Below are 17,033 nucleotides of genomic sequence, written 5' to 3'. Positions count from 1 at the left end.
GCTCGGAGAGCAGGGCGTAGGACGGGCGGGTGCCGGGCCGCGGCGGGCGTCCGTGCGCGATACGGCGCAGCTGGTGACGGACCTGCGCCATGCTCGCGGCCGAGGCCAGGGGTTTGTCCGACCAGTTCACCGGCCGCATCCGGTCTCTGGCCTCCTGCCCGTCCCTCCAGCGGACGGGCAGGTTCGGGGTGACGGCGAGGGCGGTGCCCATTCCGACCAGGCCGACACCGCCGGCCAGGGCCTTCTCGGCGATGGAGCGCCTGGTGATGCCGCCGGTGAGCATCAGCGGCAGGGGGCTGGTCGCGACCAGGTCCCGGGCCAGGTCCAGGAAGTAGGCCTCACGGGCCTGGGTGCGTGTGTCGGTGGCGCGTCCGGTCATCGCGGGGCTCTCGTAGCTGCCGCCGGAGAGTTCGACCAGGTCCACACCCAGGGGTTGGAGCATCGCGATCACCTCGCGTGCGTCGTCGGCGTCGAACCCGCCGCGCTGGAAGTCGGCGGAGTTCAGCTTGACCGCGACGGCGAAGGACGGCGAGACGGTGGAGCGGATGGCGCGCACGATCTCCAGCAGCATGCGGGCCCGGTTCTCCAACGAACCGCCCCACTGGTCGGTGCGCTTGTTGACCAGGGGCGACAGGAACTGCGACAGCAGATAACCGTGCGCGGCGTGGACCTCCACACCGTCGAATCCGGCCTGTTCGGCGCGCCGGGCCGTGACCGCGAAGCGGGCCACGGTCGCCTCGATCTGTTCGTGGGTCATGGCGACGGGGCGGCCGAAGCGGTTGCTGTGCTTGCCCAGGTCGACGCCGATGTCGGACGGGCCCCACACGACCCCGGGCATGCCGGACTGCACCTGGCGGCCGGGGTGGTTGATCTGCATCCACATCGCCGAGCCCTGGGACTTGCCGGCCTCGGCCCACTCGGCGAAGGGCTTCAGCGGCGCTGCTTCGTCGAGCACGACGCCGGCGGGTCCGGTCAATGCTTCGGCATGGACCATGACGTTGCCGGTGATCAGCAGTCCGGTGCCGCCTGCGGACCAGCGGCGGTACAGCGCGGCCAACCTGTGGTCGGGAAGCTGGTCGGCACCGGCCATGTTCTCCTCCATGGCGGCCTTCGCGATCCGGTTGCCCAGGACGGCCCCGGAGCGCAACGCTAGCGGTGAGAAGAGTTCGCTGGTAATCCGCTTCACCTTTGTCTTTTACGTCGAGTAATATGTGTACATCGCTCACATTAGAGGTTCGATGTGTGCGCCGCAAACATTAGGGAGTGTGATCCGTGCCCCAGGAAGGTTCCTCCTACCACCACGGAGACCTGCGCGCGGCCTGCCTGCGGGCGGCCCGGGAGCTGCTCGAGGAGAGCGGCGGCAGCGGGCTGTCCCTCCGTGCCGTGGCGCGCCGGGCAGGCGTGTCCGCGACGGCCCCCTACCGCCACTACGCGGACCGCGACGCGCTCGTCTCCGCCGTCGCGGGCGAGGGCTACCGCGAGCTCGCCGGCTACCTCGCCGAGGCGCACCCCGACCCCAAGACCCTCGACGACCTCGCCGAGATCGCCGCCGCCTACGTGCGCTTCGCGGTCCAGCGCCCGGCGCTGTTCCGCGTGATGTTCGTCGAACCCTGCGACCCGGACAACGAGGAACGCGTCCAGGCCACCGCCGCCATCTGGGAGTACGTCATCGGCATCGTCGAGGAGGTCTTCCCCGACGCCGACCCGGACACGTTGTCGACCGCCGTCTGGGCGCTGGTGCACGGGCTGGCCTTCCTGCACCTGGACGGCAAGCTCGACGCCGACACCCCAGAGACGGTCGACAACCACGTCCGTGCCGCCGTCCACGCCGTGTTCGCGGCGGACTCGGCCCACTCCCCGCCCGAGCGAGGCGGCGTCCGAGCGGCCCCGTGACCGTCGCCCCGGCCGGGCGGCAGCCCGCCCACGAGCGGCGGAGCCCGAACGAACGACCCCCGCCCAGGCTCCGCGCTCTCTCCGGCATCCGACCCCTCAGCGGGAGCCGACCGCCTTCAGCACCCTCAGGGCGCCGGTCAGGATCAGGCTCCAGGTCCGGGGCGAGACCCCGGACGGCGGGTAGAAGCCCTGGATCCGCTGATGGGCGACGGTCTGGGGCTCGGTGTACTTGAGCAGGCCGTCGGCCCCGTGGCGACGGCCCAGACCGGAGTCGCCCATACCGCCCATCGGAGCGTCGATGCTGCCCCACGCTGCGGCGAAGGCGTCGTTGACGTTGACCGTGCCCGCGTGCAGACGGGCGGCGACGGCACGGCCCCTGGCCCCGTCACGGGACCACACACTCGCGTTGAGCCCGTACGGCGTGCTGTTGGCCCGCTCCACCGCCTCGTCGACGTCCCCGTACCGGTAGACCGAGACGACGGGGCCGAAGGTCTCGTGCTCGTACAGGGTCATGTCCGGGGTGACGCCGGTGAGAACGGTCGGTTCGAAGAACAGCGGCCCCAGGTCCGGCCGGGCCCTGCCGCCCGCGAGCACGGTCGCACCCTTGGCGACGGCGTCCTGGACGTGCGCGGTCACCGTCTCCAACTGGGCCGGGGTGGTGAGGCTGCCGACGTCGTAGCCGAAGTCGTAGCCCGCGCCCACCCGCAGGCGCTCGGTGCGGGCGGCGAAAGCGGCCACGAACTCGTCGAAGACCGCGTCGGCCACGTACATCCGCTCGACGGACACGCACAGCTGGCCTGCCGAGGGGAAGCTCGCGTTGACCGCGCCGTCCACGGCACGGTCGATGTCGGCGTCGTCCAGGACCAGCATGGCGTTCTTGCCGCCGAGCTCCAGGGAGGCACCGATGAGGCGCTGTCCGGCACCGCTCGCGATCCGGCGTCCGCTGGCGGTGGACCCGGTGAACATCATGTAGTCGGCGTTGTCCATGAGCGCGTCGCCGATGGAGCTGCCCCGGCCGACCACCATCTGCCACACCCCGGACGGCAACCCTGCCTCGTGCATCAGGTCCAGAGCCCACAGTGCGGTGAGCGCGGTCTGGGTGTCGGGCTTCTGGACGACCGCGTTGCCCGCCATCAGGGCCGGGATGGCATCACCCGCGGCCATGCTGAGCGGGTAGTTCCACGGTGAGACGACCGTGACGACCCCCTTGGGCCGGCGCAGCTCCGTGGTGTGGGTCAACAGCGGGAGCGCACCGCGGCGGCGCTCGGGTGCCAGCAGGCGGGCCGCCCCGCGCCCGTAGTACCGGGCGGTGATCGCGATGTCGGTGACCTCCAGGAACGAGTCGCGGCGGGTCTTGCCGTTCTCGGCCTGCATCAGGTCCAGCGCTTCGTCGCGGCGGTCGAGCACGAGGTCGTGGAAGCGCAGCATGATCCTCCTGCGCTCTGACAGGGGCGTGGCGGCCCAGGCCTTCTGCGCCGCGCGCGCTCGCACGAACGCCGCATCGACGTCCTCGGGCTCCGAGACCGGGAGGTCGGCCAGCGGGCCCCCGGTGTAGGGGGCGAAAGTGGTGACCCGCGTGCCGTCCGGAGCGGCCGCCACCTGTGCGGTCAGTCGGTCGAGCAGAGCCGGGGTCAGTGACGGCGGCAGGTCGGAGTCATGGGTGAGGGTGGCGTGCTCGGTGGGCATGGCGGGCTCCGGAAGTGTGGCCGCGGGCTGCGGCAGGCATGGATGCGGAGCCGCGCGCGGCCTCGTGGCCCGCATGGGGCTCGGCCGCGCGCGGCGTGGGTGACTGACGGACGGGTCAGGACCGGTGCGGGCCCGGTGCGTAGGCCCGCACCGGGGATCAGTGCAGAGCTTCGCGCAGGGTGTCCTGCGCGAGCTTGATGGCGGCCTTCGCGCCCTGGGTCGAGCGCAGCGCATTCAGCATCATGAAGTCGTGGATGACGCCGCCGACGCGCACGTGTGTGACCGGGACCCCGGCCTCGCGGAGCTTGGCCGCGTACGCTTCGCCCTCGTCACGCAGCACGTCGGCCTCGGCGGTGATCACCAGCGCCGGGGGCAACCCACTGAGCTGCTCGAGGGAGGCGCGCAGCGGGGACGCGTGGATCTCGTCGCGCTGGGCCTCGTCCTGGGTGTACTGGTCCCAGAACCACTTCATGCCTTCCCTGGCGAGGAAGTAGTGCTCGGCGAACCGGTGGTAGGACTCGGTGTCGAAGTCGGCGTTGGTGACCGGGTAGAGCAGCACCTGCTGCTGGATGCGGACGTCGCCGCGCTCCTTGGCCATCAGGGTGAGCACGGCGCTCATGTTGCCGCCCACCGAGTCGCCGGCGACCGCGAACCGCGAGGCGTCCAGGCCCTTCTCGGCGCCGTGGTCGAACACCCACTGCGCTGCCGCGTAGTTCTGCTCGATCGCGGTCGGGTACTTGGCCTCGGGTGAGAGGTCGTACTCCGGGAACACGGCGGCGGCACCCGCGCCGACCGCGAGCTCGCGGACCAGCCGGTCATGGGTGTGCGCGTTGCCGAACACCCATCCGGCCCCGTGGATGAAGAAGAGGACCGGAAGGGTCCCGGTCGACCCGGCGGGCCTGACGATACGGACCTGCACCGTGCCAGTGGGACCGCCCTCGACGGTGACCCACTCCTCCTCGATGTCCGGCTTCTCGATGTCGCCGGACTGGACCTCGTTGACCGTCTTGCGGCCCTCGTCGGGTGTCATCTGGAACAGGAACGGCGGGCTGTCCGTGGCCCGGGCGAACTCGGCGGCCTCGGTCTCCAGCACCGGCTTGTTCTCGGTCATCGTCGATCCCTTTCGTGATCTCGTTTCTCGCTACTGCTGGCTCCGGCCCCGGATCGAGGTCGGAACGGGCATGTGGAGGGCGATCTGCGAGGAGGTGGCGACGTCGAACCGGAGGTTCCGGATCGGCCTGAGGGAGCGAAGGTCGTCGGTCAGTCGGCCGCGCCCGGCCTTGAGGTGGAGCCCGCGCGGGGAGCGCGTGCTCCCGGCGGCGAGCACGTTGGCCTGGTTCATGGTCGAGTGCCAGGCGCCGTTGATCGACGTGTAGGAGGTGAGTGTCGAGACCCGCTCGCCGCTCGGGTAGCTGGTCTGTGCGGGTGTGTCCGCGGAGAAGGACAGGTCCGTGCCTCCGGAGTCGTTGGCCACGCGCGCGGAGACCCTGCGGTCGTCGATGTCGACGTCGATCTCGGTGGTCCACTTGGGGAATCCGTACCCGTCGTAGCCGCGCACCTGGGCGATGTCGGTGTTGACCGGGAGGGAGAGCACGTAGGTGTGGAGGTGGTCGTTCTCGAGGCTGCTGACGAGATCGACGAAGCCGAGCCGCCCGTGCCGGGACGGTCTGACCGCGATCCCGACGGCGGCCTCGGTGTAGAAGTCGATGTCGCACACGTCGTAGCGGAAGAACATGACCGAGGCCAGGCCGAGGCCCGGTGCGACCTCCAGGGGGTCCAGTTCCCGGGGCAGCCGGGCGCGGATCGCCCGGGAGGGGGCGAGCATCGTGAGCCGGGCGGTCGAGACTGCGTAGTAGAAGTTCGGCGTGTGGGTCGTGCCGATGGGCGAATCGACCTTCGCCTTGGGCAGCTGCCGGAAGAAGTCCACGCCGGGGACACGGGGATCGCGGGCGACCTCGTCGAGATCGGGATCCATCCGGTACCGGTCGTACATGCCGCCCTTGGGAACCGTCACCGTGCGGCCGCCCAGGTCGACCTTGACCCTGTCCTGCTGAGTCGACGACATCGGCTCATCCCCCTCAAATGTGTTCAGTGTTAACATAAGCCTAGGTCGGCCATGTAATCACTGTCAACAATGAAGTGGACCACACGCGTGTCTGGAGACGCCGAGCCCACGCCGGGACCTCGGACCGCGGTTCGCATTCACTGCGGCCCGCGCGCGGAACAGGCGGCAGACCGGGCTGCCCACAGGGCGTGGACAGCCCGGCGACGCCGACACCGGTTCAGCGCAGTGCCTTCGGCGTCCTGCCGGCGAGGACGGCGGTGGCGAGCGACAGCAGGGCCACGCTCACCCAGAGCCCCTGGAAGGCCGAGAGCGTCGGCTCACCGGTACCCGGCATCACGAAGTAACCGATCACCCCTGCCGAGACCGCACCGCCGATGCTCCCGCCGAGCGTCTTGAGGTTGTTGTACACCGCCGAGGCGCTCCCGGCCCGGTCGTCCGCGCTGGCCTCCACGACCAGCGTCGGCAGGGCCCCCAGGGCCAGCCCGCAGCCCAGGCCGACCAGGGCGAACGAGATCAGGAACGGCCCGATCAAGGCCCAGGAGAGCGCCAGGCCCAGGGTTCCGGCCGCCATCAGTGCAAAGGCGAGGAAGACGATCCGCCGGTAACCGAAGCGCGTGGCCACGGGCGCCGTCGCGACGGCGCCCAGGAGGGCCATGACCGTGGGCACCATCAGAGTCAGGGAGATGGCCATGACGTCGAACCCGAACCCGTATCCGACGCTGTCCGGCGAGGACGCCACGTACAGCACGATGGCGCTCTGCCCGCCGAACATCACCAGCCCCAGGGTCGCCCCGGCGACGTACTGGGGAGCGACCGCGGCCGAGGAGACGGCGCGGACGTCCACCAGCGGGTGCTCCGAACGCAGCTCGACGCGGACCCACACCACGAACAGCACCGCGGCCAGCACCAGCCCGGCGACGAACATCGGAGAGGTCCAGCCCCAGGTGTTGCCCTGGGAGACCGAGCCCAACAGGGCCGCCAGCGACGAACCGAGCAGTGCACCGCCGATCCAGTCCATGCCACCCCGGGCCCGTGTCCGGGACTCGGGGATGAAGAAGGAAAGGGTCAGGCAGAGGACGGCGACCGCCGCCAGAACGCCGAGGGTCACCCGGACGTCACCGACCTGCCCCTGCACCACGCCGGCGAGCAGGGCGCCCACGAGGGACCCCAGGGTGATCGCGCCGACCAACATGCCGATGGCGCGGCGGCTCTGTTCCGGGGTGAGGCGGTCCCGGACCAGTCCGATCTCCAGAGGGAGCAGTGCGGCGAGCGGGCCGAGCAGGGCCCGGCCGACGAGGAGGACCGTGAAGTTGGGCGCGATCGCGACGATCACGCTTCCCACGGTGATGAGCAGGAGCGCCACCCGCAGCATCCGCCGGTGTCCGTACAGGTCGCCGAGTCGCCCGAAGACGGGGACGCTCACCGCGGCGGCCAGGTACTGGATCGCCTGGACCCAGTGGAGGTAGTCGCTCGGGATGTCCAGCTCCGCCTGGAGCGAGGGGAGCAGGGGCCGGTCGCGCCCTGCAGTATCCCGCTGCTCAGTTCGAAGAAGACCAACAAGCCGACCACGGAGACCACACCGGTGGCCGCTCTCTCGGTCGTTCCCGCTGTTCGGGTTCTTGTCGCCTCGGCGGCGTCGGGATCGCGTTCACTCACAGTCTGCGCCTTTCTGTGGGTGGGGGATGACAACGGGTTCGGTCCGGGGGGTCGGGCGGCTCCGGGCACACGCCGGAGCACGGGCGCGGCCAGGTGCGCGCTCGTGTGCCTGAGCGGGCCAGGATGGGATCCGAACCGTGAAACGGATCCGAAATCGCAGGAAAAACTCACGGTGGGGGACGACAGTGCTGGGAAACCGCATGCTCGACGACGTGGATCAGCAGCTCGTCCACGCGCTGCAGATCTCCCCTCGCGCCCACTGGTCGCTGGTCGGCGGCGTGCTGGGCATCGACGCGGTGACCGCCGCACGGCGCTGGCAGCGGTTGACGGACCAGGGTCTGGCCTGGGTGAGCGCGGCGCCCGGCGCGGGGCTGAGCGGCCATGCCAAGGGCTGCCTGGCGTTCGTGGAGGTGGACTGCGAGAGCGGGGCCCTGCTCGACGTCGCCCGTGCCTTCACCGCGCTGCCCTACGTGGTCACGGTCGAACACGTCACCGGCGACCGTGACCTGCTGATGACGGTGATGCTGGAGGACGTCGGAACGCTGTCGCGGTGGGTGGCGGGACACCTGGACACGATGGAGGGGGTCAGGTCCAGCCGCGCGTACGTTGCCGGGGCGGTCTTCACCGAGGCCAGCCGGTGGCGCCTACGGGCGCTCACCCCTCGGCAGGCGGAGCGGATCGCCCAGGACGTCCCCGATCCAGAACCGGCCGGAGAGCCCGACGCCCTGGAACGGAAGCTGATGGTGGCGCTCTCCGCTGACGCCCGGGTGTCCTACACGGCCCTCGCCCAGGAATGCGGCAGTTCGCCGGACACCGTGCGACGCAGGGTGCGCCGCCTGTTCGCCTCCCGGATGGTCCAGGCCCGCTGCGAGGTGTCGCGGCCGCTGTCGGACTGGCCGACCGCGATAATCCTCTGGGCTCAGCTGCCTCCGGACCAGGTCACCGAGGCGGCGCAGCGGATCAGCAGTATGCGTGAGGTTCGCCTGTGCGCGGGGGTGGCCGGCCGCCACAACCTGATGGTGGCCGCGTGGAGCCGTTCGGTGCAGGACACCCAGAGGTTCGAGGCGGAGTTGGTACGGACTGCGCCGAGGCTGGTGGTGGAGGACCGTTCGATCGCGCTGTGGCCGATGAAGCGCAGCGGCCATCTGCTCGACCAGCACGGGTACCGGACCTCGATGGTGCCGGTGAACCCCTGGGCCGTGGAGACGGGGGCGGAACTGTGAGCCGGGGGCGGAATCGGCTCTCGGTCAGTACGAGGTGAACCGAGTGCGCGGCCGCCTTCTCGGCCACCGACAGGGCGTCGGCATCCCCGGGAGCTGAGCGGGTCTGCGCACGCGGGCGACCGGGCCGGGGTTTCGGAACGACGTCTCAGGCATCCGGGTGCAGGGGGTGGCCGAGCAGCTCGCGCACGTGCTCGTCCCGCACCCTCCCGGCGGCGTCCGCGGCGCACACCAGGTCCGAGACCTCCGTGGCCCCGGTGTCCAGAACTTCGGCATCGGCGAGGTGGCGGAGGTAGTCGGGGGTGGAGTCCCGGGCCTCCTGACACTGGATCCACTCGCGGTGGGCGGCCAGGGCGCGGTCGAACACCCGGCGGTACTCGCGGACGGAGTCGACGCGGCGGCGGACGGCCTCCCCCACAGCGTCCAAGTACTCGCGCTGAGGGCGCAGGGCCTCGCGGACCCGCTCGGACTCGGCCCTCTGCCAGCGGCGCAGGTGTGCGCGGCGCAGAGTGCGCTGGCGGGCCAGGAGCCCGGCGATGCGCCACTCCTCCTGGTGCAGGACCTCGAGGGTGCGGCCGGGCTCGGTTCCCTCGCCGAGTTCGTGGGCGTGCTCGGAGACGCGGTCGATGGTGTACTGCACCTCGAGGAGGAGGGGGTGGTCGGCCCGGTTCACCTCGTCCGGCCCGACAAGACGGTCGGCCCGGTCGGAATCCGCGCGGGCATCGGCCCGTGTACGACAGGTGAGCCCGTCCGCGGTGACCATGGCGGCCAGCCCCCCGAAGACCAGCCAGGGAAGCCCGGTCGCGGCGGCCGGATCCAGGACCCAGGCGGGGACGGCCGCCAGGGTTCCGGCACCCAGGAACGCGCCCGAGACGCGCACGACCGGGTTGGCCTCCCCGCGCACGAGGAGCGCGACGGTGTAGGCGACGGCGGTGATGGTCGCGATGATGATCGACAGGTACCAGCCGCCGAGGGCCGTGGTGAGGGCGAGGGTGAAGCCGACACCGAAGAGCTGTGCGGCGCCCTCTCGTAGGCGGGCCGGTCGGGGGTCGGGGCTCGAGGAGCGGTAGTGGGCGGAGAGGACCTCCTCCCGGTGTTCGGGGTCGAGGGAGGGGTCGACGACGGGTCGGGGCCGGTGGACGTCCTCGCTCATGGAGCTCATGGGCGGTCCCTCGGGAGGCTGGTTCGGGCCGGATGGAGGCGGGGTGTCCGGGTCGGGATGCGCGGGTGGGGGTCGCTCGCGTGGCCTACGTGGGGGTGCGGCATCCGGGAACTCGCGGAAGGGAACCCGGCAGAAGTGGACGTTCCCACCCGCGGCGTGGCATGAACCTGGCTCTGCCCGAAGGGCGGCACGGGCGGGGCAAGACAGTGGTGGCCATGCCCCGGGGCCACATTCGGCCATCCGATACGGCACCGACCTCAGAATCCCCGCAGATCATGCGAGGTCAGGGCGCCCCTCTCCACACAATCGTGACACTGGTACCGGGACCCCGCCGGAATCGGACGTTGACGGGGGCCCGTACGCTGGCAAGGTTGCCTTGTGCCCTGGCCCCTGCCAGTCAGCGTCCGGTTCGAGGAGTCGATTACATGCTGACCCGTCTACACGACGCCCTGAGACTACGCACCTCGCCACCAGTGTTCTTCGGCGCGGCCGCGGTGATCATCACGTTCGTGCTGGTCACCGTCATCTTCACCGAGCCAGTGGATGCGGGCGTCACAGCCGCATCGAGCTGGCTCTACACCAACCTCGGTTGGTTCTACATTTTCGGCCTGACCGCGTTCCTGGTCTTCCTGATCTACATGGCCATGGGCCGGTTCGGGCGGGTGAAGCTGGGACCGGACGACGAACCCCCCGAGCACTCCGGCCCGGCCTGGTTCGCCATGCTCTTCGCAGCCGGGATCGGCAGCATCCTCATGTTCTGGGGTGTGGCAGAACCGGTCAGCCATTTCGGTGACCCGCCCCGAGAGGCTTCACTGGGGATCACCCCGGAAACGGAAGCAGCTGCGGCCGAGGCCATAAACTTCACCTTCTACCACTTCACGCTGCACACCTGGGCGATCTTCACCCTCCCCGCCCTGTGCTTCGCCTACTTCATCCACAAGCGGAACCTGCCCCCGCGCGTGAGCTCGATCTTCCAGCCGCTCCTCGGCAAGCGGATCCACGGACCCATCGGCCGGCTCATCGACATCGTCGCCATCGTCGGTACCGTTTTCGGCGTCGCGGTCTCCCTCGGTCTGGGCGCCCTGCAGATCAACGCCGGCATCAACCGCGTGCTCGGCGTGCCCGAGAGTGCCGTGTGGCAGCTGGTCATCATCGGCGTCGTCGGCGGTGTCGCGATGATCTCCGTCGCGCTCGGCCTGGACCGCGGGATCAAGCGCCTGTCCAACTTCAACATCTGGGTGGCCATCGCCGTCCTGGTGTTCATCCTGTTCAGCGGCTCCACGCTCTTCGTGCTCAGGGGCACCATCGAGGCGTTCGGCAGCTACCTGGTGAATCTGCCGGAACTGGCCCTGTGGAACGACACCTTCGCCAACACCGGGTGGCAGAACAGCTGGACGGTGTTCTACTGGGCCTGGACGATCAGCTGGTCGCCGTTCGTCGGGATCTTCATCTCCCGCATCTCCCGAGGGCGCACCATCCGCCAGTTCGTCTCCGGGGTCCTCCTCGTCCCGTCCGCCTTCTCCATCCTGTGGTTCGGCGTCTTCGGGTTCTCCGCCTTCGACATCGAGCTCAACCGCGACGGCGACCTGGTCGAGAACGTCGTGAACCAGGGGGACGTGCCCGGCGCACTGTTCTCCTTCCTGGAACACTTCCCCGCCACCACCTTCGTCTCGGTGGTCGCGATCCTGCTGGTGGTGATCTTCTTCATCACCTCGGTGGACTCCGCGGCGCTGGTGACCGACACCATGGCCAACGGCCACGAGGACTTCAACCCGCTGGGCCAGCGCGTCTTCTGGGCCATCGCCATCGCGGTCGTGACCGCCACCCTGCTGGTCTTCTCCGGGACCGGTGGTCTGGAAGCCCTCGAGAAGATCGTCGTGCTCGTGGGTCTGCCGTTCTTCGTGATCGGCTACTTCCAGATGTATGCGCTGTACCGCGCCCTGCGGGAGGACGCCGGGGAGCGGCCGACCATGCGCACGCGCTCCTGGCAGAAGGTCCTGCCGCCGGAGGAGTACGAGCGCCGCCAGGACGAGGACGAGCACGACACCACGGACGTGGGCGTCGAGCCCGAAGCCATCGACGACCCACCCGTGATGCGCGACCCCTACGTCGACCAGGAGCGGGTCACCGGAGCACGCGGCACGCTGTCGGCTCGGACCGGATCCTCCCGCCGTCCGCTGCACCGCAATCCCCCGAAGCGGCCCCCGAACTCCGGCGGGCATTAGCCCGGAGGTTGCGGCCGAGGCCGGTCGAGGGAAGCCTCTCGCCATGAGGGCCCCTGACGTGCGGCGCGGCGCGAGCACACACAGCTCGCGCCGCGTCGCCCGGAAGGGGCCCTTTTGCATTCCGGGATCAGGCCGTGGTCGGATACCTGGGTTCGGCCACCCGTCTCCGACCCGCTCGAACCCTGCGTTCGTTCTTCGTCGGCGAAGCGCAAGAGCTCCGAGACCTTGGATCAGACCGGTGAGTCGTACGCCCGCTCTCGGTTCAGAATGTACTTCGGGAACTACGTCGAGCTCAGATCCGGATCGAACCCCACATCGCGACGCAGGTCATAGGCCACACACGCCAGAGCGAACAGTTCCAACGGAACCACACCCCCATAAGACGACCGCCGCTCCCCGGTGGCCGTGTAGTACGCGCGGAACAGCTCCAGAGCCTCACGCATCGCCCCGTTGAACCCCTCGCTGTCCTTCTCGGCCAGCCTCAGCAGCACCTTCATCGGAGGCACCGCCAAACACCGCAGCTCCTCCGCACCCCGACTGCGGGCGTGCTCGGGCGTGGCCAACCGCAACGCCTCCTCCACCTTCGCGGCCACCGCCGAACGGTTCACGATGAAGCGCTGCAACGCCTCGGCCCAGGCGTAGACGAACTCGTCCTCGACCACACCGCGCGCCTCGATGCTCTGGCGCACCTCGGAGATCGGCTGCAGCGCCAGGTCCGGCACCACCTCCTCCAACCGGCACGTCAGGGCCAGACAGAACGTCTCCACCCATACACGCATGTCCAGACCCGCACCCGGCTCCAGCGGACCAAAACTGCGCTGTTCACCCAGAACGCCGACCCGGACCGGCCCCTCCTGCGGCGCCACCCCCGCACGGAACAGCACATGACCGACCTGCGCCCAGGCCGCCCAGGGCAGATAGGTCAACAGCTCGGCCCCCCACGGGTCGTCGGCAACGCCGGCCAGGGCCCACTCCCGCAACTCCCGATACGCCTCGACCACACGCTCCGGATCCCGTTGAGCGGCATCCAGCAGCCCGTCGACCACCTCGACCTCGAGCTCACGCGTATGCGCGCGCCGGGGCGGGAACGCCTCGTGGCGCTCCACCATCGCCACCACGTCCGGTCCCGGCTCCAGCGGCGGGGCCTGGCCCACCTTGTAACGCCGGGCCAACGCCTGCGGGTCCACCGGGTCCGGGATGTGCGCACGGTAGGCGAACTCGTCCTCCCACGCCCGCTCCAGGATCTTGCGCGGGAAATACGTCGAGCTCAGATCCGGGACGAACGAAGGCTCCATCCGGTGCAGGTCATGGGCCACACACGCCAGAGCGAACAAATCCAGCGGAACCATACCGGCGCTCTCGCGGCCGGCGCTGTCGTCCTCACCGAAATCCTGGGTGTGGTAATCCCGGAACCCCACCAGGCCGCGGTACATCTGCTCGTTGAACCCCTCGGTATCACGCGCGGCCAGCCGGCCCAGCACCTTCATCTGAGGGAGGGTGATCCGCTGCACGTCCTGCGGGTCCATCACCTGCAGATGCTCCGGCTCACACAGGCGCATGGCCTCGGCCAGGTTCTGACCGAGCGAGTCCCGTCCCAGCACAAAGTCCTGCACCGCCTCGGCCCACGGCCAGATGAACTCGGGCCCGACCGATCCCCCGCTCTCCGACCACTGGCGCAGCACCGGCACAGGGATCTGCGCCAGGGCGTGCACCCGGTCCCGATCCCGACAGGTCATGGCCAAGAACACCGCGTCCAACCACGTGGACACGTCATACATCGACCCCGGCTTCTCCGCCTTGAGCGTGCGCACCTCGTGGTGCATCAACCTCTCGAACGACTCACCCGGCTCGGCCGCGCCCATCGCGAACAACGCCTCGCACGCCTGCATCCACGCAACCCACGCCTCCCACGTCAACCGCTCCGAAACTTCAGGATCCATCGACAAGCACAGGAGCGCGTCCATAGAGATGGGGGCCATATACATGTCAACCGAATGCGGCGACTCTTCGAACACGGGCATGTTCTCTTCGAGCCGCCCGGGAACCCTTTTCCGACCAAAGACATATCCAGGATGGGCAGAGTCATGGCGTTCTACGAAAAACCGACTCGGGGAGCCTGGGGTCCCCGGCGGATACAACCTCGTTCGAGTCGATCAGGTCAGCTCGGTCCGCATGGGCGCTGGAGTCAGGGGTCACGCCATCGGCGTTCTCGCGCAGCAAGGCCTCAGTGAGCTCACTGTGCCGGTCGGACATGGAGTCCTGCTGCGACCCCTGACCAGAATCGGGGCCGTTGTCCTGGCTGCCGAGGGGTTCCGTGCCGTCCTCGCGCAAGGCAGCGGCGACGGCCTCGCGGGCGAGCCTGTTGCGGTCGACACCGCGCTCGTTACTGCTGTCGTTGTTGCGATTGCTACTGCTGTCGTTGCTGGAGTCGTTGTTCGAGTCGCGGTTGTCGGACTGGGAGTTGGCATCGTTGCTGCCGGACTCCGAACCCCGGCCGCCGGCGCCATCACCGTCCATGCCGCTGCCTGAATCGTTGCCGCCCGCGGCGGTGCGCGCACCGACCTCGGTGGCGGTAGCAGTGGTGGTGCGGGTGGACTCGGGGGTCTGCGACGAGGAGTTGGACGAGGACGAGTCCGTCGAGGACTCGGAGCCGGAGTCCCCACGCGCGGCCGTCTCGGTGTGCGACCACCGGTCACCGTGGAACTCGACGTCCTGGTTCTCGCCCGTGCGCGAGTTATCAGCACCGTCCTGGGAACCGCTGCTCTGCGAGTCACTGCTGCTGCCGTCAGCGCTCCCGTCAGCGCTGTCGCTACTGGTACCGCTACCGCTGCCGTTGTCGGAGCCGGATCCGGTGCCGACGCCGGCACCGGCGTCCTGCCCACCGGTGGATCCGCCGCTCTCCGAGGCGACCGGCGCGGGCGACGACTGCCCCGCTCCGGCGGGGGTGTCCTCGTTGACGCCCCACCGGTTGTTCGGGGCGCTCTCGGACGAACTCTCCGAGGCGTTGTCCGAGGTGCCTTCGGAGGCGTTCTCCGACGCGTTGTCCGAGCCCTGCTCCGACGGGGTCTCGCCGGAGCCGTCCGTGGAAGCGGTGCTCTCGGCCGGGGTCGGCGCGGGCCGCTGGTCCGCGGGCGCGGCGTCCGCGGCCGGTTCGGGGTCCGAATTCCCGGAGCTGGATCCGGACCCACCACCGCGGTTCGGGCGCTGTGCCTGCGAACCCTCTGCCGCGGTCGGGACCTGCGGGCGGGGCGCACCCCCCTCGTTGTCCCCAGCACCGGTCCCGTTGCCCGAGCCACCGGAGTCCCCGGCTGCGGCCAGGGCGTCGAGGTCGGGCATGTCGCTCGGTGAGAAGCCCCCGTCCGGCGCCTCGATCGACTGCGCATCGTCGGCGGTGGGTGTCTGTCCGGAATCGGGAACCCCGGCCGGTGTGCCACCCGAGGACGAACCGGCCCCGGAACCACCGTCGGCACCATCGGCACCGTCGCCGCCGCTGGCCGCGGGGCCCGAGCCCATCCCGTCGAGCATGGACGCCCCGCGCCAGGCCATCAGCGGCACACCCACGACCGCACCGACACCGGTCGCGGTCAGGGCCGCACCGCCCACGACGCCGACGGTGTTGAGCACTGCGGTAGTGATGACGTAACCGGGCCGGTCCTCCCACTCGGTCCAGGGCACGACCGAGTGCGCGAGTTCCTTCCAGCTCTCCCCCATCGAGTCGAAGCCGGCCCACCCGAAGCTGTCGCTCTCCCGGTCATAGAGCCCAGCGAGCCCGGCCAGCTCCTTGACGTTGTCGCCGTGATACTCGGTGAACGCATCGCCCCAGGAGGCGTTGAACCAGCCCTCGGAGCTGTGCGCCCCTCGGCCATGTCCTCGACCGAGCCTTCGTAGCCGTGGTAGAAGACGTCCTCGTCCAGGGCACCGTCGTCGGCGTCCGAGGGCATCGATTCGAAGCGCGTCCGCCCCGGGATCCCGCGGCTGATCGCGTCGGCGCAGGCCACCTCCGCGTCGGCGTACTCCTGGAGGAGCCCGTGCGCGCGTTCGATGAGCCGCTCGTTCTCCTTGACCTCGTCGCTCTTGGCGAGACCGAACCACTCACCCTTCTGCCAGTCCGGGTCGTCGTCGATGCGGTTACGGAAATCGCTGACATCCTCGTAGAGGGTCTGGAACCGGCGCTGAATACTCTGCAGCTCACCGGCAAAGGTCTCCAGCGCCGTGGCCGCCCGGTCGGTGCCGGTCTGGACCTCGTCGCCGTCCTCGGCCACCGGGTCGAGAGCGGCGTAGTGGTCAGCCCGCCCCAGGCCGACTTGATGTCGTACCCGGTCTCGCTGACCGTGTCCCCGTACCTGCGCAGGTCACCGGCCAGGGACTCGATGTTCTCCGGTTCCCCCTGGGGCATCAGCGACAGGATCGCCTGGGACGAGACCACGTCGTCGCCGTCGGTGACCCTGTCGACCTGTTCCTGGAAGGAGTCGCGTTCGCTGTATTCGGTGGGGCGGCCGCCGGGGGCTCGGTCACGGTGGGGGCTCCGGGGGTCGGGCCGTGCGTGCGGGGTACACGCGCGGCCGGGGACAACAGGGCTACCCGTGAGTTATACCGACGCGACCGACAATCCGCGGATCCAGGGCCTTGCCGAACTCAGTACCAGCACACAGCTCTGTCCAGGAACGACACCCAGAGCGCACCGAACAGAAGCCCCACCGAGAGCCTTCATGTGGGTCAATTCACAGCGATTCCATGCAGGAAAGGCGTTCTCACCACACACATGGCCGGCTGGTCGGCTCAGGACCTGACCGCCCGGCCAGGCCGACAGACTGGTCGACGTGTCGGTGGGCCCTCTGGCCGACCGACACGTGGGCCTCGACAACAAGAGGGGCCGCGCGGTCCCGGGCGCCTCCAGCTCCCCCGGGACCACGCGAGCCCTTCTGCGCGTTTCTGCAACGCAGAGCCTTTCGACCATGCACTCATGCGTTTTCCAACGCATGCGCCTCCGCGCATGAGAAAGGCGGATCCCATATCCGGGATCCAGCGATCAGAGGCCGAGGTACCCCAGCAGGGCGCTGACGCCGAGCTGCTCGAGGGTGACCGCGAGCAGGTTGTCGACCGCACCGGCGATGGGGGCCAGTTCA

General features: G+C 69.7%; 11 protein-coding genes. 3 read left to right on the top strand and 8 right to left on the bottom strand.

Annotation, left to right across the window (positions count from 1 at the left end; all coding sequences use genetic code 11):
* A partial coding sequence (locus tag D474_RS0117960; protein WP_239647107.1) for an NADH:flavin oxidoreductase/NADH oxidase family protein occupies positions 1-1,186 on the bottom strand: 1,186 nt, incomplete at its 3' end.
* Between the two features lie 86 nt (positions 1,187-1,272).
* Here D474_RS0117960 and D474_RS0117950 point away from each other — a divergent pair.
* A complete protein-coding gene (locus tag D474_RS0117950) occupies positions 1,273-1,893 on the top strand; it encodes a TetR/AcrR family transcriptional regulator (RefSeq protein WP_017614917.1) in 621 nt (206 codons plus the stop codon).
* A 96-nt stretch (positions 1,894-1,989) separates the two neighbouring features.
* On the opposite strand, the gene D474_RS0117945 is transcribed toward D474_RS0117950, so the two are convergent.
* From D474_RS0117945 to D474_RS29145, 4 genes are all read right to left on the bottom strand, one after another.
* Entirely contained in the window at positions 1,990-3,579 is a 1,590-nt protein-coding gene (locus D474_RS0117945) for a succinic semialdehyde dehydrogenase (RefSeq protein WP_017614916.1), read from the bottom strand.
* A 157-nt stretch (positions 3,580-3,736) separates the two neighbouring features.
* The gene (locus D474_RS0117940) at positions 3,737-4,690 is read right to left on the bottom strand and encodes an alpha/beta hydrolase (RefSeq protein ID WP_017614915.1); all 954 of its coding nucleotides are present in this window, start codon (positions 4,688-4,690) and stop codon (positions 3,737-3,739) included.
* A 30-nt stretch (positions 4,691-4,720) separates the two neighbouring features.
* Positions 4,721-5,644, bottom strand: coding sequence for an acetoacetate decarboxylase family protein (locus tag D474_RS0117935; protein WP_017614914.1), 924 nt, complete (start codon positions 5,642-5,644; stop codon positions 4,721-4,723).
* Between the two features lie 217 nt (positions 5,645-5,861).
* Complete coding sequence (locus tag D474_RS29145) at positions 5,862-7,121, bottom strand: MFS transporter (RefSeq protein WP_239647108.1); 1,260 nt, start codon at positions 7,119-7,121, stop codon at positions 5,862-5,864.
* 379 nt (positions 7,122-7,500) lie between these two features.
* Here D474_RS29145 and D474_RS0117925 point away from each other — a divergent pair, with 379 nt between their 5' ends.
* A complete protein-coding gene (locus D474_RS0117925; protein WP_040703875.1) occupies positions 7,501-8,523 on the top strand; it encodes an Lrp/AsnC family transcriptional regulator in 1,023 nt (340 codons plus the stop codon).
* A 145-nt stretch (positions 8,524-8,668) separates the two neighbouring features.
* On the opposite strand, the gene D474_RS0117920 is transcribed toward D474_RS0117925, so the two are convergent.
* The gene (locus D474_RS0117920; protein WP_026118597.1) at positions 8,669-9,673 is read right to left on the bottom strand and encodes a hypothetical protein; all 1,005 of its coding nucleotides are present in this window, start codon (positions 9,671-9,673) and stop codon (positions 8,669-8,671) included.
* A 434-nt stretch (positions 9,674-10,107) separates the two neighbouring features.
* Here D474_RS0117920 and D474_RS0117915 point away from each other — a divergent pair, with 434 nt between their 5' ends.
* Entirely contained in the window at positions 10,108-11,907 is a 1,800-nt protein-coding gene (locus D474_RS0117915; protein ID WP_040703874.1) for a BCCT family transporter, read from the top strand.
* A 281-nt stretch (positions 11,908-12,188) separates the two neighbouring features.
* Here the strand turns inward: D474_RS0117915 and D474_RS29140 are convergent, their stop codons facing one another.
* Entirely contained in the window at positions 12,189-13,886 is a 1,698-nt protein-coding gene (locus D474_RS29140) for an immunity 49 family protein (RefSeq protein WP_239647106.1), read from the bottom strand.
* 103 nt (positions 13,887-13,989) lie between these two features.
* Positions 13,990-15,618: a hypothetical protein gene (locus D474_RS0117905; protein ID WP_152476900.1), complete on the bottom strand. Its 1,629-nt coding sequence runs from the start codon at positions 15,616-15,618 to the stop codon at positions 13,990-13,992.
* Between the last annotated feature and the right edge of the window lie 1,415 nt (positions 15,619-17,033).

The organism is Nocardiopsis salina YIM 90010, from assembly GCF_000341025.1.
Taxonomy (GTDB): domain Bacteria; phylum Actinomycetota; class Actinomycetes; order Streptosporangiales; family Streptosporangiaceae; genus Nocardiopsis; species Nocardiopsis salina.
The sequence above is the reverse complement of the archived record's forward strand: the minus strand, read 5'-3'. Positions and strand labels throughout refer to the sequence as shown.